Annotated in this window: 18 protein-coding genes and 1 pseudogene; 10 read left to right on the top strand and 9 right to left on the bottom strand. The window is 68.3% G+C overall.

What is annotated here, in order from left to right; genetic code table 11:
- The 7 genes and pseudogenes from AWB92_RS18980 to AWB92_RS19010 all read left to right on the top strand — a co-directional run.
- Positions 1–99 (top strand): annotated as a pseudogene (locus tag AWB92_RS18980) (WXG100 family type VII secretion target); the annotation flags it as partial.
- Positions 100–146: 47 nt separating this feature from the next.
- Complete coding sequence (locus AWB92_RS18985) at positions 147–431, top strand: WXG100 family type VII secretion target (protein ID WP_085188591.1); 285 nt, start codon at positions 147–149, stop codon at positions 429–431.
- A 46-nt stretch (positions 432–477) separates the two neighbouring features.
- A complete protein-coding gene (locus AWB92_RS18990; RefSeq protein ID WP_085188412.1) occupies positions 478–1,611 on the top strand; it encodes a beta-eliminating lyase-related protein in 1,134 nt (377 codons plus the stop codon).
- Positions 1,608–3,425 (top strand): FAD/NAD(P)-binding protein, encoded by a 1,818-nt coding sequence (locus AWB92_RS18995; protein ID WP_085188414.1) that lies wholly within the window; start codon positions 1,608–1,610, stop codon positions 3,423–3,425. Before AWB92_RS18990 ends, AWB92_RS18995 begins: the two co-directional genes overlap by 4 nt.
- 4 nt (positions 3,426–3,429) lie before the next feature.
- A complete protein-coding gene (locus tag AWB92_RS19000; protein WP_085188416.1) occupies positions 3,430–4,704 on the top strand; it encodes a hypothetical protein in 1,275 nt (424 codons plus the stop codon).
- Between the two features lie 5 nt (positions 4,705–4,709).
- Entirely contained in the window at positions 4,710–5,657 is a 948-nt protein-coding gene (locus tag AWB92_RS19005; protein ID WP_085188418.1) for a homoserine O-succinyltransferase, read from the top strand.
- A 19-nt stretch (positions 5,658–5,676) separates the two neighbouring features.
- Entirely contained in the window at positions 5,677–6,954 is a 1,278-nt protein-coding gene (locus AWB92_RS19010) for an O-acetylhomoserine aminocarboxypropyltransferase/cysteine synthase family protein (RefSeq protein ID WP_085188420.1), read from the top strand.
- Here the strand turns inward: AWB92_RS19010 and AWB92_RS19015 are convergent.
- Positions 6,951–8,342 (bottom strand): phenylacetate--CoA ligase family protein, encoded by a 1,392-nt coding sequence (locus tag AWB92_RS19015; protein ID WP_085188422.1) that lies wholly within the window; start codon positions 8,340–8,342, stop codon positions 6,951–6,953. The two genes, AWB92_RS19010 and AWB92_RS19015, sit on opposite strands and share 4 nt — an antisense overlap.
- Positions 8,343–8,419: 77 nt before the next feature.
- A complete protein-coding gene (locus tag AWB92_RS19020; RefSeq protein ID WP_158090387.1) occupies positions 8,420–9,964 on the bottom strand; it encodes an amino acid adenylation domain-containing protein in 1,545 nt (514 codons plus the stop codon).
- 107 nt (positions 9,965–10,071) lie between these two features.
- On the opposite strand from AWB92_RS19020, the gene AWB92_RS19025 reads away from it, so the two are divergent.
- On the top strand, positions 10,072–10,752 hold the full coding sequence (locus AWB92_RS19025) for a cutinase family protein (RefSeq protein WP_193791411.1): 681 nt from the start codon (positions 10,072–10,074) through the stop codon (positions 10,750–10,752).
- Positions 10,753–10,768: 16 nt separating this feature from the next.
- Here the strand turns inward: AWB92_RS19025 and AWB92_RS19030 are convergent, their stop codons facing one another.
- From AWB92_RS19030 to AWB92_RS30630, 3 genes are read right to left on the bottom strand one after another with little or no spacing between them, the layout of a single operon-like run.
- Entirely contained in the window at positions 10,769–11,524 is a 756-nt protein-coding gene (locus AWB92_RS19030; protein WP_085188426.1) for a GNAT family N-acetyltransferase, read from the bottom strand.
- Between the two features lie 27 nt (positions 11,525–11,551).
- Positions 11,552–11,809, bottom strand: coding sequence for an FMN-binding negative transcriptional regulator (locus AWB92_RS30625; protein WP_241523516.1), 258 nt, complete (start codon positions 11,807–11,809; stop codon positions 11,552–11,554).
- Positions 11,797–12,171 (bottom strand): FMN-binding negative transcriptional regulator, encoded by a 375-nt coding sequence (locus tag AWB92_RS30630; protein WP_241523517.1) that lies wholly within the window; start codon positions 12,169–12,171, stop codon positions 11,797–11,799. The genes AWB92_RS30625 and AWB92_RS30630 overlap by 13 nt, the downstream gene beginning before the upstream one ends.
- Positions 12,172–12,392: 221 nt before the next feature.
- Here AWB92_RS30630 and AWB92_RS19040 point away from each other — a divergent pair, with 221 nt between their 5' ends.
- Both AWB92_RS19040 and AWB92_RS19045 read left to right on the top strand, forming a co-directional pair.
- Positions 12,393–12,638, top strand: a complete 246-nt coding sequence (locus AWB92_RS19040; protein ID WP_068110477.1) for an acyl carrier protein — start codon at positions 12,393–12,395, stop codon at positions 12,636–12,638.
- A gap of 12 nt (positions 12,639–12,650) precedes the next feature.
- Entirely contained in the window at positions 12,651–13,067 is a 417-nt protein-coding gene (locus AWB92_RS19045) for a holo-ACP synthase (protein WP_085188428.1), read from the top strand.
- 40 nt (positions 13,068–13,107) lie between these two features.
- On the opposite strand, the gene AWB92_RS19050 is transcribed toward AWB92_RS19045, so the two are convergent.
- The 4 genes from AWB92_RS19050 to AWB92_RS19065 are packed head-to-tail and all read right to left on the bottom strand — an operon-like array spanning position 13,108 to position 17,153.
- Positions 13,108–13,524 (bottom strand): hypothetical protein, encoded by a 417-nt coding sequence (locus tag AWB92_RS19050; protein WP_085188430.1) that lies wholly within the window; start codon positions 13,522–13,524, stop codon positions 13,108–13,110.
- Between the two features lie 25 nt (positions 13,525–13,549).
- On the bottom strand, positions 13,550–15,385 hold the full coding sequence (locus tag AWB92_RS19055) for a hypothetical protein (protein ID WP_142282176.1): 1,836 nt from the start codon (positions 15,383–15,385) through the stop codon (positions 13,550–13,552).
- A gap of 27 nt (positions 15,386–15,412) precedes the next feature.
- Positions 15,413–15,928 (bottom strand): hypothetical protein, encoded by a 516-nt coding sequence (locus tag AWB92_RS19060; RefSeq protein WP_085188434.1) that lies wholly within the window; start codon positions 15,926–15,928, stop codon positions 15,413–15,415.
- A 1-nt stretch (position 15,929) separates the two neighbouring features.
- Positions 15,930–17,153 carry a molybdopterin-dependent oxidoreductase gene (locus AWB92_RS19065; RefSeq protein WP_085188436.1) on the bottom strand — a complete coding sequence of 408 codons (1,224 nt, stop codon included), beginning with the start codon at positions 17,151–17,153 and terminating at the stop codon, positions 15,930–15,932.
- Between the last annotated feature and the right edge of the window lie 55 nt (positions 17,154–17,208).

The raw sequence follows: 17,208 nt of genomic DNA on the forward strand, positions 1-17,208 counted from the left end.
ATCGTGAACATGCTGCACGGTGTGCGCGACGGGCTGATCCGCGACGCGAACAACTACGAGCAGCAAGAGCAGGCTTCCCAGCAGATCCTCGGCAGCTAGCCCGAAGACCTTCTGCCCCAAAACTTTTCAACCAAGGAGACATGAACATGACCATCAATTACCAGTTTGGCGATGTGGATGCCCATGGTGCGACGATTCGCGCCCAGGCCGCGTCGTTGGAGGCCGAGCACCAGTCCATCGTTCGCGATGTGCTGGCTGCTGGTGACTTCTGGGGTGGCGCCGGTTCGGTGGCCTGCCAGGAGTTCATCACCCAGTTGGGTCGTAACTTCCAGGTGATCTACGAGCAGGCCAACGCGCACGGCCAGAAGGTGCAGACGGCGGGCAGCAACATGTCCAGCACGGACAGCGCCGTCGGGTCCAGCTGGGCCTGATACCGAAGCTCCGGTTACGCGCGGACGACACGGGACCGTGATCGCCATGAGGCCATGCCGCTCCCTCGTCAGCGACAACACCGCGGGGGGTGCACCCGAGATCATCGCGGCCATTGCTGCGGCGGCAGCCGGGCAGGCACCGCCCTATGGCACCGACAGTTGGACGTCCAGCGCCCGGCGCCGCTTCAGCGAGGTCTTCGGCTGCGACGTCGATCTGCTTCCCGTTTCCACCGGCTCGGCGGCGAACGCGTTGAGCTTGGCCGCGCTGACCCCACCATGGGGCGCCGTGCTGTGCCACCGCGACAGCCACATCAACAACGACGAGTGCGGCGCCCCGGAATTCTTCACAGGGGGCGCCAAACTCATTGCCCTGGGCGGGGATAACGCCAAGATCGACGCCGACGAGCTGCAGGCCGCGGTGCACCGCAAGGTCGGGGACATGCACAGCGTGCAACCCGCCGTGCTGAGCCTCACCCAGTCAACCGAGACCGGCGCGGTATACACCCCCGCCGAGATCGGACGCCTGGCCTCCATCGCGAAGCGTGCGGGCCTGCGCGTCCACCTGGATGGGGCCCGCCTGGCCAACGCCGTCGCCGCGTTGGGCTGCAGCCCCGCCGAACTGACCTGGCGCGCCGGCGTGGACGTGTTGTCCTTCGGCGCCATCAAGAATGGGAGCATCACCGCCGATGCGATCGTCGTGTTCGACCGCTCCCTGACCACCGAGCTGAGTTTCCGGGCCAAGCGCGCCGGACAACTCGCGGCCAAGATGCGTTTCGCCGCAGCCCAACTCGACGCCTACCTGGCCGACGACCTGTGGCTGCGAAATGCCTTGCACGCCAATGCCATGACCGCGCGGCTCTACGGGGGTCTGAATTCCATTGCCGGCGCTCGCGTTGCGGGCACGCCGGAGGCGAACATCCTCTTCTGCCGCCTGCCCCTGCAGGTCATCGACGGACTGCTCGAGCAGGGCTACGACTTCTACCACGGCCGGTGGGAACCGGGTGTCGTCCGTTTCGTCACCTCTTTCGCCACCCCGACCCACGTGGTCGACGAACTCGTCGACGCGGTCCGCCGACTCACCGCGGCCGCAATCCAGGAAAACCGGCCGAACCGGTCTCGAACGCAGAGATCAGCCAGCGGCCGCCGAGCTGAGGTGGCGTGTATGGGAAGTGTCCGATGATCGAGATGGCCATCGTCGGGCTCGGCGCATGGGGTCTTTGCGTCCTCGAGCGCACGGTGAGCCGGGCCCGGCGGGTAAACACGCCGGTGCGGGTGCACGTGATTGAGCCCGCTCAACTCGGGGGCGGCGTTTACTCCGCCGAGCAGCCCGACTTCCTGGTGCTCAACAACGCCTGCGGCCAGCTCTCCCTGTACGTCGCCCCCGACGGGGACCCGCTGCCGCCCTACGCGGTGGGACTGCATCCGTGGGCCGTGGTCCGCGGCTACCGCTGGATGGGTTACGAATGCCGCATCGGCGCCGGGGGTGACCCCATCCTGCCCACCGACTATCTGCCGCGGCGGTTGATGGGCGAGTACCTGGTCTGGTTCTACGACACGCTGGTGTCCTACGCCCCGCCCAACCTCGAAATCGTCCGGCACTACGCGGCGGCCGTCGACATCTCGCCGGCCCTCCACGGGCACGAGGAGGTGCTGCTCGACAACGGCACCACCCTCACCGTCGACCACGTGGTGCTGACGTCGGGGCACACCTGGAACCACGAGCGCGGGGCCGACGGGGGCGTGCGCTACCTGCAGCCCTACCCGATCGAGTGCCTCGACCGCAGCGCTCCGGCGGGATCCTCGGTGGCCGTGGCGGGCATGGGCCTGGTCTGCTTCGATGTCCTGACCGCGCTCACGGTCGGACGAGGCGGGACCTTCGTGGACCGGTGCGACCGGGGTGACCGCATGCGGTATGTGCCCTCGGGCAGCGAGCCGACCATCACGCTTTACTCGCGCTCGGGCGCGCCCTACTGCGCCAAGTCGGCCACGGGGGTCGACCCGTACGGCCAGTACCAGCCGGTGGTGTGCACCACCGAGGAGTTTGCGGCGCTGACCAATCCGGGCGGATCGCCGGTGCGCCGGCACGTGGACTTCCGGGCCGAGCTTCTCCCGCTGATCTTCGCCGAGATGCAGGCGCGCTACTACATCCAGGCCGCCTCGCGGGCCGGGGGCGACGTCGAGTCCACCGAGGTCCGCTCCGTCCTTCGGCAAGGCTGGCTGGACGGACACTACGAAAAGGTCGTCGACGGTCTCGAGCCACGCTACGGCCGCTTCGATCCGGCCACTCACCTCTTCGCCGGTTCGGACCGCCACTACACCTCGGCCGGCGACTACCAGAGCCAGGTCTACGACATGATCGACGACGACCTCACCGAGGCCCTGCTACCCGGGGGCAGCCCCGTCAAGGCGGCCCAGGAGGTGCTGCGCATCCTGCGCGACAAGCTGCGTTCGGTCATCGAGTTCGGCGGCCTCTCGCTGGACTCCTACGTCGAATTTCAGTCCAACGTGCGGGGTCGCATCAACCGGCTGGAGGCGGGCGTGCCACCCATGCGGTCGCAGCAGTTGCTGGCCCTGCTCGACGCCGGAGTGGTGCGGATCCCGCTCGGGCCCAGCCCGGAGCTGGCCGCGTGCGGCGACGGCGTGCGCCTGAGCTCCACGGCCCTCGACGAGCCGACGGCCTTGACGGCCGACGGGGTGGTTCGGGGCTACCTCGACATGCCCTCGCTGGCCCGGTCGGGCTCGCCCCTGCTGAACCGTCTGTACGCCAAGGGCAGGCTGACCCAGCTCACCTACGGTGACACGCCAGTGGGCAGCGTGGCCATCAACGAGGACTTCCACCCCTACGACACGGAGGGCCGGCTCCAGCCCACCCTCTCCTTGCTGGGCGTGCTCACCGAGGGGGTGCGCTACTTCACCCACTACCTGCCCTCACCCCGCAGCCGCCTCCGGGCCGTGTACGACGCGCAGGACTGCGTCGAGGCCGTGATCGGCTGAGCCCATGACGGATTCCCCGACCGGACGACCGCGGCCGCTGGTGGCGGTCGGCTACGGGCCGCGTTGCGTCCCCGTGATGCAGCTGGCCGAAGCGGCCGCCCGCCTGTGCGACCTGCTGTGGCTGATCGACACGGCAGTGCCGGGGATGGGCGAGATGGTCGATCTGCTCAACCGATTCGGCCCCGTCGTTGACCTGGAGGGCATGAGCGCGGAGCAGGCGGTCAAGATTCTGGGCGACTGGGAGCCCGACGGCATCACCACCTACCTCGACGCCGGCATGGTCGAACTGGCCCATGTGGCCGAGGGACTCGGCCTCCCCTTCCACAGCCCGGCCACCGCCGCCGCCCTCACCGACAAGGCCCGCCAGCGCCGGGCCCTGGCCGACGCCGGCGTCGAAATCCCCCCGTGCCACCTCATCCGCCCTGACCAGTCCGAGCGCGAGCTGCGGGCCGTCGAGGCCCAGGTGGGGTGGCCCGCCGTCCTCAAACCCCGCTCGGCTCAGGGCAGCCGCTGCACCTTCCTGGCCCGCGACGGCGCCGAACTCGAGAAGCTGCTGAATGCGCTCGGCCCGGGCCGCCGCGACATGGTGCTCGAGGGTTATCTGGCCGACGATCCGGCCCGGGCCGGCGGCCCGTACGCCGGCTACGTCTCGGTCGAGAGCGTGGTGGCCGACGGCGTCGTCAGCCACCTGGCCCTGACCGGCCGCTTCCCGCCGGCCGAGAACTTCCGCGAGACGGGGTTCTTCATCCCCGCCGCGCTCGACGCGGAGAGTCGTTCGGCCGTCCTGGACCTCGCCACCCGCGCCATCGACGCCCTCGGGGTACGCACCGGCTGCCTGCACACCGAGGTCAAGTTCACCCCCGACGGCCCCCGCATCATCGAGGTCAACGGGCGGCTGGGCGGCGGTGTGCCCGAGATGCTCAAGCGCGCCGCCGGCATCAGCCTGCTCGACCTCACCCTGCGGGTGGCCCTGGGCGAGCCGGTCCGCGTCGAGGGCCCGGTGGCCACCGACCGCATCGGCTACCGCTTCTTCCTCCAGCCGCCGACCGTCTCGGCCACGGTGACGTCCATCGAGGGCATCAACGACTTCAGCGACCAAGCCGGAGTGGACACGGTGAGCGTCCACCAGCGCCCGGGCGCCTACCTCGACTGGCGGGACGGCTCCGGCAACCACATCGTCGCGGTGGTCGGCTCGGCCGACGACGAGGAGCAGTTGCAGGCGGCCTACCGGCTCCTCCACCAGGAGGTCACCGTCACCTACACCGATGTCAGGCATTGACGGCGATGGGCGTTCAACTGGCAGGGGACCTCGATCCGACCGACCGGATCGAGGGACCGGCGCGCTGGACGTGCGCCCTGGTCAACAACATGCCGGATGCCGCGTTCGGCGCTACCGAGCGACAATTCATGGGGCTGCTGGGCGCCGGGTCCGGGTCTGACACGGTCGCCGTCACCCGTCACACCATGGTCGGGGTGCCGCGGGGGGAGCGGATCAGCGCCCGCATCGCCGCCGATTACCGACCCCTCGAGGACATCATTTCGAACCCTCCCGACCTGCTGATCGTGACCGGCTCCAACCCGATCGAGTCCCGTATCGAGGACGAGCCCTACTGGTCCGATCTGCACGGCCTGCTGAAGTGGGGGAGCGAGAACGTGCCCGCCATGGTGCTGTCCTGCCTGTCGGCCCATGCCGCCCTGGCAGTCTTCGACGGCATCGAACGGACCACCCTGCCGGTCAAGTGCACAGGCGTCTTCGCCCAGGAGGCTGACCGGTCCCACCCCCTGGCAGCCGGCTTGGACGGTCCCCTCGTCCTGCCCCATTCCCGGCTCAACGCCGTGCCCGCCGAGACGGTGGCGGCCGCCGGCTACGCGGTGGCATTGCAGTCGGCCGAGGTGGGCTGGAGCGTGGTCACCAAGACGGTGGGGATTTCCCAGGTGGTGCTGTTTCAGGCGCATCCCGAGTACGACCCGTCGAGCCTGGTGCGCGAGTACGGTCGGGACGTGCGGCGCTACGCCGCCCGCGAGCACGACGAATTGCCCTGCCTCCCAAGGGATTGCGTGACCGGCTCGGACTGGGATGGTCTTCGCCGGCTGCACGAGCGGGTGATAGGTGGCGAACGGGACCCGGCCCTGGTGGCTGCTTTCCCCTTCGACGAGATCGGCGCCCGCGCCCCATGGCGGTGGCGGGGCGCGGCCCTGTGTATGTACGCCAACCTGTTGGCGACGATCTGAGAAGAGGAGCGCGGAGAGGATGCACGACGAGACCATCGCAATCCACGGCGGCTACACCGCCGACGGGACGCGGGCCGTAGCCGTCCCGATTTACCAAACGGTGGCCCACGACTTCATCAGCGCCGCCCACGCCGGTGCCGTGCTCGACCTCGAGACGCCGGGCTTCCACTACAACCGGCTCAACAACCCGACACTCGACGTCCTCGAGCAGCGCATCTGCGCCCTGGAAGGGGGGACGGCGGCCCTGGTGGTGGCTTCGGGCATGGCCGCCGTCAGCTACGCCATCCTGACCGTGGCCACTGCCGGCTCGAACATCGTTGTCGCCCCGCAGCTATACGGGGCCACCTTCACGTACTTCGCACACGTGCTGCCCACCCTGGGCATCAAGGCCCGCTTCGCCGCCGACGACCGGGCAGAGTCGATCGCCCGCCTCATCGACGACGACACCCGCGCCGTCTTCTGCGAAACCATCGGCAACCCGGCGGGCAACATCGTGGACCTCGAGGCCGTGGCCGCGGTGGCGCACGCGGCCGGGGTGCCGTTCATCGTGGACAACACGGTGGCCACGCCGCTCGTGCTCAAGCCCTTCGAGCACGGGGCCGATGTGGTCGTCCACTCGCTGACCAAGTTCGTGGGCGGCCACGGCACCACCCTCGGCGGGGCCATCGTGGACGGCGGCCGGTTCCCGTGGGCCGACCATCCCCATCGCTTCCCCCTGTTCAACCGGCCCGAGCCCGCCTTCCACGGTGTGGTCTTCGCCCGCGACTTCCCCGAGCGGCCCTTCGTGGTGCGGGCCCGGTCCATCCAGCTGCGCAACAGCGGCGCCACCCTGTCGCCCTTCAACGCGTTCATGCTTCTGCAGGGCCTGGAGACGATGGCCGTGCGGCTCGAGCGCCACGAAGCCAACGCCCGGGCCGTGGCCGACTACCTGGCCGCCGATCCCCGGGTGGCCTGGGTGAGCTTCGCCGGCTTCCCCGACCATCCCCACCACCATCTAGTCGGGCGCTACCTTCGCGGGCGCGTGCCGTCCATCGTCACGTTCGGGGCCGAGGGCGGCTACGAGGCGGGACTGGCCTTCTTCGACGCCCTCGAGCTGATCAAGCGGCTGCTCAATCTGGGCGACGCCAAGACCCTGGCCATCCATCCGGCGTCGACCACGCACCGCCAGCTGTCCGATGCGGAACTGGCGAAGGCCGGCATCCGGCCGGAGACGATCCGCCTGTCGATCGGTATCGAGCACATCGACGACATCATCGCTGACATCGATCAGGCGCTGGACAAGGCTATGGCCGGCTAATCACCCGGGTCGAACTGCCGGCACTTCCCCCTCGACAGCCGCTCGATGAATTCCACCTCGCGCACCCGGACATCCGAGGTCGGCCCGCCGTACCGGCGGAGCACGTCGACCAGGTCGTTCTGCAGGCGCTGCAGGTCGGAGGAACCGTCGGTCACCACCGACACGTCGAGACCGTGCTGCGCCTTGCCGACGGAGAAGTTGGCGACACCGGGGGTGGTCACGACGGCTTGCTCGACGGCGGCGCGCGGCACCCGAGCACCGCCCTCGTATTCGAAGGCTCCGTTGATCCGGCCGTTGACGGAGAGGATGCGGCGGTGGGCGCAGCCGCACGGACAGGGTTCGTCGGTCATCGTCACGGCGTCGACCATGTCGTAGCGGATCAGCGGTTGGTCCAGGTTGAACAGGTTGGTCAGCAGCATCCGATCCGCAGGTTGCCGGAATGGCACGATGTTGCCGTCGGCATCCGCCGGTTCGAGAATGACCAGATCGTCCGCGACGTGCATGCCCTCGCCGACGCCGCACGGAAAGGCGTAGGTCCCCTCCGAGCATCCCCAGAACTCCGAGGCCTCGATCCCCCACGCGGCCCGAACCGCCTCCCGCACCGGCGGCGTGCAGAGCTCCCCCGCGACGCTCACCCAGGTCGGTTCGATGGTGAGCCGCCCTTTCATCGCCTCCAGGGCCAGCTCGCGGATGAGGCTCGGCCACCCTTGCAGCGCCTGCACGGCGGGACGGGCGTTGTTGAGGCGGTCGACGATCTTATCCAGGGGGAGCGTGGCATCGCAGCAGTGCGAGGTGGGTCCGCCGCTCTCAAAGGTGCTGAAGGCGTAGAAGATCCCGGATTCGTGCTTGGGGCTGCAACTGAAGCACTGCGCCAGCACCGCGTCCGGGTCCTCGCCGCGTCGCCCGGTCCACCGCGAGCCTTGCATCACGAAGGTGACGAACGCGTCCCAGCCGTAGACGTGGAGTGACGGGGCTTGGACATAGCCCGACGTGATGATCGCCCGGTACTGGCCGTCGAGGTAGCCGTCCCCGCTCAGCTCGTCGAGGTGCTGCTGGACCCGGGCACGTGTCAACCCGGGGACGGTGACCAGCCGGTCGAACTCCTCCATCATTTCGGCCTTGGTCAGGATCGGCAGAGAGGGCAGGTCGGCCTCGGTGAAATTCGCCAGATCGTGCCCCGCCAGTCGTTCCCGCCAGAACGGCGAATGTTCGGCGGCGTGCACGAGCAGCTCTCGAAGCCGCCGTTCGCGCTCTGCGGCGAGCCGCCCGGCGTCCCAGCGCAGCCGGCGTACCCCCTGCAGATACGTATCTTGCAATTGGGCACGCTGGCGCCGGACCAGCTGTTCGTAGGTTTCCCCCGAGGCCGTGCCAGTTGCCCTCGCCTCCACGCGGCGATCGTAGCCCAGGCACCGGGTTCAAATACTGTAGTCAGGCCATTTCCGTGTAAACGACTTGCAACGACCGCTCAGGCCCCGGTGTTCGGCGGAGACAGGCCGGCCTCCTTCAGCAGCCGTCGCTCGTCCACCTTGCTGGACGACGTCAGGGGCAGGTTGGCCACCAGGACGAATTGATCGGGCAGCATCGTTTCCGGGAGCCGTTCGCTGGCGGCCGAACGGACGGCGATCGGGGTGAGTTCGCCCTCCGGTACCACGAACGCGACGACTCCCAGGTCCCCCTGCAGGTCGAAGGTCGTGCACGCCGCCGATGCCACCCCGTTCAGGCCACCGAGCGCCTCGGTCACCTCGACCAGGGACAACCGCACGCCATGTCGCTTGATGACGCGGTCGGAACGCCCCATATATATGTAGTTGCCCCGGTCGTCGCGGAAGGCGAGGTCACCGGTGCGGTAGACGGTGGTTCCCTCGACGACGTCCGTCCGGAGCACGGCCGCGCTCAGCGCCGGGTCGTTCAGGTATCCGGCCATGAGCTGCAGACCGCCGATGTACAGCTCGCCGACCGCTCCGGTGCGATCGATCAGGCCGCCGCGCTCGTCAACAAGGTGAAACGAGCTCCCGCTGTGCGGATGACCGATCGGTACCGGTCCCGCGTCGAGCAACTCGGGCGTCAGTTCGAGATGCGCGACGGCGATCGTCGTCTCGGTCGGGCCGTACCGGTTCACCACCCGCAGTCTGGGACTGGCGGCCCATACCGCCCTGATGTCGGCGCTGGACGGCGCCTCGCCGCCCAACGCGATCACCCTCAGCGCGGTGTCGGCCAGCCGATCGAGCCGGCCGCTTGCCCGGAGCAATCGGAGGTAGCTGGGGGAGAAGCTGGTCGCCGTGATGCCCTCGTCGGCGACGATCGAAAAGAACCTGCGGGGGAACAGCAGGGCCTCGCGGTCGGGAATGACGAGCGGGACGCCCCGCACCAGCGGGGGAAACATGGCGGAGAACGACCCGTCGAAGTGCACGGGCGAAACGCACAGGCATCGGTCGTCCGCGCTGAGTCCCACGGCGTCGGCGCACGCCTGGACCGCGGTGTAGAAGGCCCCCGGGGGGATCTGGACTCCCTTGGGGATGCCGGTCGTCCCCGACGTATAGATGATGTAGGAGACGGGGCCGATCACCGGTTCTGGCGGGTGCCCGTCGGCGGCGCTCAGCTCCGCAACGGAGGTCCACGGCGTGCCGGCCGGAAGTCCCCCCGGGGGCGCCGTCTGGTCAGGGCCCGCGGTGATCACCTGCGCGGGCCGGCAGTCGGTGACGATCTGCTCGCGGCGGATGTCCGGGTCGGTGATGGCCAGCGGCACGAACGTGACCCCGGCCCACAGGCAGCCCAGCGCCGCCACCACGAAGTCCGCCGAGTTACCGATCAACAGGGCGACCCGATCCCCGGGCTCGACGCCTTTCCGAAGCAAGCCGGCGGCGACCGCCCCGGCCGCGGCGCGCAATTCGCCCCGGGTCAACGCGCGATCCAAGTCCTTGACTGCGGGCACATCCGGGGCCCGTTCGGCGTGGTCCAGCACCGCACCGAGCACGTCGCGTCCTGTCACGCCTTCTCGCGGCTGCTGCACGCTCGCTATTCTCGCGCACCCGCGCAGGTCACGAGGCATGACGCGAAAACTCCTGTCGTCCAGCCGCGCTCGGCTTCCGCGGCCGCGGATTGCCGCAATGTGTCAATATGAACGACGTGAGCGTCCGCATGATCGCTCGTTTCCTCGGCGCCGCGCTGCTGACTACCTGCGCGGTGCCAAACGCCGTGATCAGCATGCCTTCGACCGCCGCTGCGGCGCCATGTCCCGACATCGAGGTGGTGTTTGCTCGCGGCAGCGATGACCCACCCGGGCTGGGCGTGATCGGGCAGACGTTCGTCGATTCGCTGCGTCCGCAGCTGGTGGGGAAATCCGTCGCGGTGTACGCGGTCGACTACCCTGCGACCAGCAAGAGCAGCGAATTGGCCAGCTCCGCGTCCGCGGGCGCCAAAGATGCGAGCGCCTACGTCCAGTCCACGGCGGCGAACTGTTCGGACACCAGGATGGTGCTCGGTGGATACTCCCTGGGCGCGGCCGTGATAGACCTCATCACCGCGGCGGGTGCGCCGCCCGCGGGCTTCGTTCCCGCGCCGATGCCGCCGGAGGTGGCTCGCCATGTTGCCGCGGTCGCCGTCTTCGGGAATCCGTGGGATAAATCGCTGCGGGCACCGCTGACCGCGATCAGCCCGCTGTATGGGGCGAAGACCATCGACCTGTGCAACCCCGGAGATCCGATCTGCTCCGACGGCACGGATTCGTCGGCGCACGTCGCCTATGTGCAGAACGGGATGGTCAATCAGGCAGCGAACTTCGTCGCGGGGCGGATCTAGCCGACCGGTGGGCCGTTCAGGCGCGGCCCATCATCCAGCGGGGCCGTGACCAAAGCTGCCAGTACTCGACGACCTGGTAGCCAAGCCCGCGGTACAGGCGCTCGCCCGGCGGCGACGACTGCAGCAGCGAACCCTTGATCCCCGCTTCGAACTGGGACCGCAGCACGGCGGCCAGCAGCCGCCGTCCGTAGCCCTTGCCCTGGTCGCGTGGCCGGGTGGCCATCGACCAAACCACCAGCAGGCCGTCCTCGGTGGCCCCGGTGAACATGGACACCATGCGGTCGCCGTCAAAAATGCCCCACGCCCCGAGGTCCGGGTCTTGCGCGGCCTGGACGGGGATGGCCACCGCGGCGGCGGCATCGGACATGCTGTAGGTATCGGCCAGCAGGGCCCGGGCCTCGGGTAGCTCCTCCTCGGTCAGGGCACGCACCCCGGCCCCGTCGACGTCGGGCGCGTCGGCACCCTCGAGCAGCATCAGGGGAAGGGCCTCCACCACGGCCCAGCCGGCGTCGATCAGCTTCTGGGCGGTGGCCAGGCCGGGTCCGGCCAGCATGACGATGCCGGGCTTCTTGAGGTCGAGCAGCGGCTGGAGGCAGTGGTCGACCAGCACGTCGTTGTCGGACGACTGGCAACAGGCCACGTTGTAGTCGACGCTGATCTCGCCGCTGAAGGCGGTCCACCATTCTGCTTCCACGGTGTGATGGGCCGGCGCGGACCACAGGCGGGCGGCGGCGCCGAGGTGCCGCCTCAATTCGATCGCAGTCCGCGCCATGGCCGTCGATGCTAACGGCACACGCCGTTAATTGCTCGGCGAGCGTGCGCGCTCTACGGCCAGGGCAACGTCTTCGCGCCCGTCCGTGATTAGACCCGAGACCACGCCGTCGATGTCGGCAGCCGATCGATTTTGGCTGAGCTTGAATTTGGCCTCGATCCGGGTGATCGACAATTCCACTCCCACGATGGCGCGCAATTGAGCCTCGATGAAGTCTCGCGGCGCGTCGTCGACCGACCATGATTGCGGTCGCCCGGCCTCGTGGCGCCCGGTCAGTTCACGCACATTTTGTTCGACCCAGCGGGGTCGTCGTGGACGGTGAGTCGCCCGTAGACGTGCGCGGTGACGTAGTTCCACGTGGGCACCACGCGCCCGTGCTCCGCCTTGCTCGCGTACCAGGCCGGGGAGATGTACGCATCGGGTCCCCGCACGATGACCAGGGCCTCGCCGACCGCCGGGCGCCGCCACTGGTCGTTGTTGCGGGCGAGATGCCCCCGAAGCGTCCCCGCGCCGCGGTCATACACGAACGGCAGCATGGTGGCGACGACGCCCTCCGGTGTTGCGGTGATCAGGTCCGCCGCTCCGTGGTGCGTGAGCAGGTCGTCGACGGCCTGCTCGTCGGCGGCGAAATGGGCCGGGATGTACATGTCGTCAAGTATGTCGGCCGCGCGTGATGGCCACTACCGCCGCTGCGTGGGCGAAAATACCGCACCGGGGCGACTGACGTATTCACATTCAGTTCGTCTGTGGCCGACGGGATTTCTGATGCGATATGAGAACTTTCCGGATAACGCGGTCACGTTTGCGGCGGTACAGTACGACACTGGCTAATAGGTTGCATTACGGCAGAAATTGGAGGGCCAGCGCGATGCAGGACCGAATCCGTGACGTCTTAGCTGCCCATGGTCGGATGGCGGTCGATCCGCGTGAGGTGGACGATCAGGCCGACCTGTACGAGCTGGGCCTGACGTCGCACGCGTCGGTCAATGTCATGCTCGCGCTCGAGGACGCGTTCGGCGTCGAGTTCCCCGACGAAGTGCTCAAGAAGTCCACCTTCGCCTCCATAAGCAGCATCGAGCGGGTCGTCGACGGCCTGGTCAACTCGTCTTCCTGACGCGCTGACTGCATGATCAATGTGCCGGGCGAGCTTGACGGGCGCCGCGTGCGCACCGGATGCGACGTCGTGGCCATTGCGGATGTCCGGGACTCGCTGGCCGCGTTCGGGGATCGGTACCTGCACAAGGTTTTTACGGCGAGCGAGATCGACGACTGCCGGGGCCGCGATCGAGTGCCCGGACTGGCGGCCCGGTTCGCGGCCAAGGAAGCGGTGATCAAGGCGTTCGGGCAACCCGAGATGCCGTTTCCGTTGCGCGAGATCGAGGTGACGCATGACGGTCCGCTGCCGCTACTGCGCCTGAGCGGAACGCTCGCCGAGCGGGCGCAACGGCAAGGCTGGCTCAGCTCGTCGTTGTCCCTTTCGCACGCCGATTGCCACGCGATGGCCGTCGTTGTCGTGGTCTGCGGTCCGGCCGAGGCCGGCTAGGGACTTCGCTCATGCGCGGGCCCCCGTGGGGGGCAATGCGTTACGGGACCTGCGTGAATTTGACGCTGCTGGTCAACCTGTACCCCAGCGGGCGGCCGCAGGCCGTGCTCTTGCCGGTGAGTTGAACCGTGCCCGCGAGGGTGCTCGGATCCCACACGTAGTGGGCGTCTTCGGCCCGGTAAACCGTAATGTCGTTGCGACACAACGCATTATTCGTGGTGTCCAGCGTCCATTGTCCGTTGGCCAACTGGGCACGCCCCCACGGTTGAACCGAAGCGCAGCCGTCACCGCATGGAGTGAAGTACCAATCGTCGGTGGTGGTCTGGCCGGTGATGGTGTTGGAGACGGTCACGACGTAGTGCCCGTTCATCACCGGAGCGGCCGACGCGGGAGCAGCGGGTCCGAGGGCGATGCCGCCGAACACAGCGGCTGCGGCGAGAACCGGTGCGGTGGCCATGGTTTCGTTCTCCCATTCGAGTTGATCAGCAAGTCGGGCAAGCGGCCTCTACCGGCAACACCGCGCCGCGGATCGCGGTCAAGATCGCCGGGTGATGGGCCACATGATCGCCGGTGGGTGCCGCGATCAGCCGGGTCCGTCGCGAGGTCCGGCGCAGCCGCTCGAGGGCTGCCCGACCGCCTTTGGCGGCGAACACCTCCGCGTCCTCGGGCGAGGCGATCAGCGTCACGTCGGTTCCCCGGCGGGCGAGCGTCGTCAGCACCGGCTCCGGCAGCCACACCAGTCCAATCCAGCTCAAAAACCGCAAGACGTGTCGCGGAAGGTATTGGTGCATAAGGCGTTTCGCCGGCTCTCGGGCCGGGTTGAGCAGTCCTCTGAGGCGCTTCGTCTTGGCTTCCGACGGGCCGGTGGCCGTGTCAACGACCGCGTTGGCGCGGCGCGCTTTCTCGCGGCCGATCCACTGCATGAACAAGGCGGGGGTAACACGCCAATTCCACATCACCAGGTTGACCAGAATCGCCGATTGCGCACCGATGCTGCGGGCGGCATGGGCGGCGTACCACGAGCCGGAGCAGATCCCGACCAGCTTGAGTTCGCCGGCGCCTTGGCGCGCATGCCTGGCCACCGCTATCGCGTCGGCGATGTCGGCCTTTGAGTAGATGTCGCGCCAAGGGCCCCGGGTGATTTCGCCCGACAAGCCCTGTCCCGCGGGGTCCCAGCGCACCGCCTGCGCCCCGGTCGCCGCGATCCGACGTGACAGCTCGACCCACTCCCGGGCGGGTCCCACGTGCAAGTCGTGGCCGGTCACGAAGAACAACACGGTGCCTGCGGGCGACGGATCGGGGTGCCGGGGCAGCGTGCGGATGGCGAATAGCCCGTTCGGCTCGATTCGTTCGATGCGCTCGACGACGTCTACCCCGTCGGGTCCGTCGGCCGGCACCGTCGCCGTTGTCCGGTATCGGGGTGCGGCGCGATGGGTGCGGGTGGGACTGTTCGCGTCGATCCACTGCGTGATCGCATCGACCGCGGTGAAGGGGATCGGCAACATGTAATCCCGCGGACTCGGCCCGGCGCATTCCCGCAGGCCGGCGGTGATGACCGAATCGACTCCCGCCGCCGACGCGAGGGCCGTGATGCGCCGGTCGGTCTCGTCCGGTCGCCCCACCAGAAGCATGTTGTCGACGCCACGGGCGCCGACCGGATCGGCACGGATCTGCAACGCGGCGAATTCTGCGGCGGCGTGGTCGCTCAACCGCCCGCCGACGATCGACACTTCACCGGGCGTGGCAGCGTCCTCGCCCACCGACAGCCGGAACAGCGTCGCGTGTTCCCGGAGGTAACGTCTGCCCGTTCCGGCGGGATCGAGGTAGACCACCCGGTTGGGCGGGCGCGATTGGCCGGCAAGATATTCGTCGAGGAGCAGGCACCCGGCGCGTATGCCGACAGCCGTCGTGGATTCGGCGCCGATCAGCGTGAGGTAGTCGAGCGCGTGGCCCACACTGGCCACCCAGTTGGCCACCGCGTCGTCACGGCCCTGCGCGTAGGACGAATTTCCCGAGCCCAGGTAGTCGAAATGCAGCACGGCGAAGCCGCGGTGCGCCAAGCCGTCGCCGAGGATCCGGTGCAGGCGGACGCTGTCCATCCCGTCCTTGCCGAGCGAGCCACAGATCAGTACACCGCCCCTGATCTGCTTGTCGGCCGGCAGGTGGAGCACGCCGAACAGCGGCGAATCAGCTGGCCCGAAGAATGTCGGGACTTCGGTCGTAGAAGGCGTGTCGCGCCGACTCCACGCCGGGTCCGCGGCTGCACGGATGTCGTCGGAAGCGGTTGCTAGCGTTTCGTGGGCGGTCGAACCCGGCATGGCGAAATTATACTGTAGGTTTGTATTTTAGCCAGAAAAACTGTCGTCCGGTCTGGAATCGAGGTGGGCCTGGCCGACGCGGCGCCGACGAGCCAGCACGAGGCGGCAGGCATAGAGCACCCCGGAGATCGCGAAGGCCAGCGCGCTGACCCCGGCCCAGTTGAACAGGTAGACGTCTTCGGTGAAGCCGGTGGTCGCCTGGTAGTAGGTGTCGGAGAGCCGGAAGACCAGTGGGAACGAGATCGCGAAGAGAACGCCCGAGACGACGGTGGGAGCCCGGACGTAGTTGATCCACGGAACGAGCAGCCTTCGGCGCGCAGCCTGCCCGCTTTGTACGCGCTGCATCCTGCGGTCGGCCCACGCGTAGATCGGCCATCCGATCAGGTCGTGCGCCACGACGCAGCAGACGAACCACAGGAAGACTCCGGCCCATCCTGCCTCGTGCAGGACCCGGGTAGCCGCGTAGGCGGCGACGGCAAAGCAGATGAGCAGCCCCAACAGATTCAGCGGCCTGGCACCGTAGCGGCGGCGGAACCACTCCATCTCAGCTCGCCTCCGAGAACTCGATTCGGGCGATCCACTTCACGTTGTGGGTGCCGGGCGCCGCGGGAACCATGACCCGGGCCGGGAACCCGTGGTCGAGGGAGAGGTCCGCTCCGTTGACACGAAAAGCGACCATCGAGCCGGCAGAGCAGACCTGTGCGCCCGAGAGCGTCACCGTCAAAGAGTCGAGGGATTCTATTTGCGCGCGGCCGGGTCGTTCGATGCCGACGAGTCGCGCCAGGGCGGCAAGGGGGACACCGGTCCATGTCTGCGTCGTCGACCAGCCTTCCGTGCAGGCGATCGGCAGGTTCGCGGTCGTCAACGGCATGCTGGTCAGCTGTGCCCTGCTGACCGAAAGCCGGCGCGCCCCCACCAGCACCAGCCTCCAGTCCGGGCCGGTCTCCGCGGCGGTGATCTGACGCCCCGCCGCCGTGTGGTTCACCGGAAAGTCGTTTCCTGCGGGGCCACTCGATCGGTAGTGGGTCCCCAACAGAGCGGATCGGCGCATGAAACCGCCGACGTTCTCGCCGGCGGTCACTACGCATACGACGAGCGAAGTGCCGCCGACAAGGGCGAGGGCGCCCCGGCGGGAAATCGTCGGAGCGGCCGGTTCGGGCGGGACGAGCCCGTGGTCGATGTCCTCCGGGCGAGTACCTTCGAGCCCCGTCCGCAGCTCGGTACGCAGACTCCTCGAGCGCAGCGCGCGCAACATTTCCCCGAATTTCACGCAGACGTGGACGACGAAGCCGGCGATGAAAGCCCAGGCGCCGAAGAAGTGGGCGCTGTAGAAATCGATCGTCGTGAGGTAGTCGATGTCGAGGATTCCCGTCGTCATCTCGAACAGCACGCCGCCCACCACCAGGATCAGGCTCAGCCGCTCTAAGAGCCGGGCCACCGAGCGCCACGGCGGCCAGGTGAAAAGCCGGGGAATCACCGACCACAGCTTTGCGAGCACCACCGGGACGAGCGCAAGACCCAACATCACGTGGATGCCCTCGGTGAGCCGGTAGACCCAACTCGGCGACGTCAGCCAATCGAAGAGGTAGAGCCCGAACAAGCCGCGCGCCGGGTTGGGGTCGTTGGTGCTGAACCGGGGGTTGTAGGCGGCGTACGAAATAAGCCCCGTGACGAATTCGACCGGGATTCCGATGAGCAGGACCAGGCCGAACACCGACGTGATCCAGGGCCCCCGGATGGGGCTGCGCCAGGCGCGCGATCCGTTCACAACTCAGCCCTCCGGGCAGGCGGCCGCATCGGCATACGCCTAAACTATAAGTCGA

The organism is Mycobacterium sp. IEC1808, assembly GCF_002101935.1.
GTDB lineage: Bacteria > Actinomycetota > Actinomycetes > Mycobacteriales > Mycobacteriaceae > Mycobacterium.

Bases quoted from the DNA above. Each gene is read 5' to 3' on its own strand.
- AWB92_RS30630 (WP_241523517.1), bottom strand. From the start codon at position 12,171: ATGTACATCCCGGCCCATTTCGCCGCCGACGAGCAGGCCGTCGACGAC.
- AWB92_RS19050 (WP_085188430.1), bottom strand. From the start codon at position 13,524: ATGGCCACCGCACCGGTTCTCGCCGCAGCCGCTGTGTTCGGCGGCATC.
- AWB92_RS19055 (WP_142282176.1), bottom strand. From the start codon at position 15,385: ATGCCGGGTTCGACCGCCCACGAAACGCTAGCAACCGCTTCCGACGAC.
- AWB92_RS19060 (WP_085188434.1), bottom strand. From the start codon at position 15,928: ATGGAGTGGTTCCGCCGCCGCTACGGTGCCAGGCCGCTGAATCTGTTG.
- AWB92_RS19045 (WP_085188428.1), top strand. From the start codon at position 12,651: ATGATCAATGTGCCGGGCGAGCTTGACGGGCGCCGCGTGCGCACCGGA.
- AWB92_RS19030 (WP_085188426.1), bottom strand. From the start codon at position 11,524: ATGGCGCGGACTGCGATCGAATTGAGGCGGCACCTCGGCGCCGCCGCC.
- AWB92_RS19025 (WP_193791411.1), top strand. From the start codon at position 10,072: ATGAACGACGTGAGCGTCCGCATGATCGCTCGTTTCCTCGGCGCCGCG.
- AWB92_RS19010 (WP_085188420.1), top strand. From the start codon at position 5,677: ATGCACGACGAGACCATCGCAATCCACGGCGGCTACACCGCCGACGGG.
- AWB92_RS18995 (WP_085188414.1), top strand. From the start codon at position 1,608: ATGATCGAGATGGCCATCGTCGGGCTCGGCGCATGGGGTCTTTGCGTC.
- AWB92_RS19005 (WP_085188418.1), top strand. From the start codon at position 4,710: ATGGGCGTTCAACTGGCAGGGGACCTCGATCCGACCGACCGGATCGAG.
- AWB92_RS19040 (WP_068110477.1), top strand. From the start codon at position 12,393: ATGCAGGACCGAATCCGTGACGTCTTAGCTGCCCATGGTCGGATGGCG.
- AWB92_RS19000 (WP_085188416.1), top strand. From the start codon at position 3,430: ATGACGGATTCCCCGACCGGACGACCGCGGCCGCTGGTGGCGGTCGGC.
- AWB92_RS18990 (WP_085188412.1), top strand. From the start codon at position 478: ATGAGGCCATGCCGCTCCCTCGTCAGCGACAACACCGCGGGGGGTGCA.
- AWB92_RS18985 (WP_085188591.1), top strand. From the start codon at position 147: ATGACCATCAATTACCAGTTTGGCGATGTGGATGCCCATGGTGCGACG.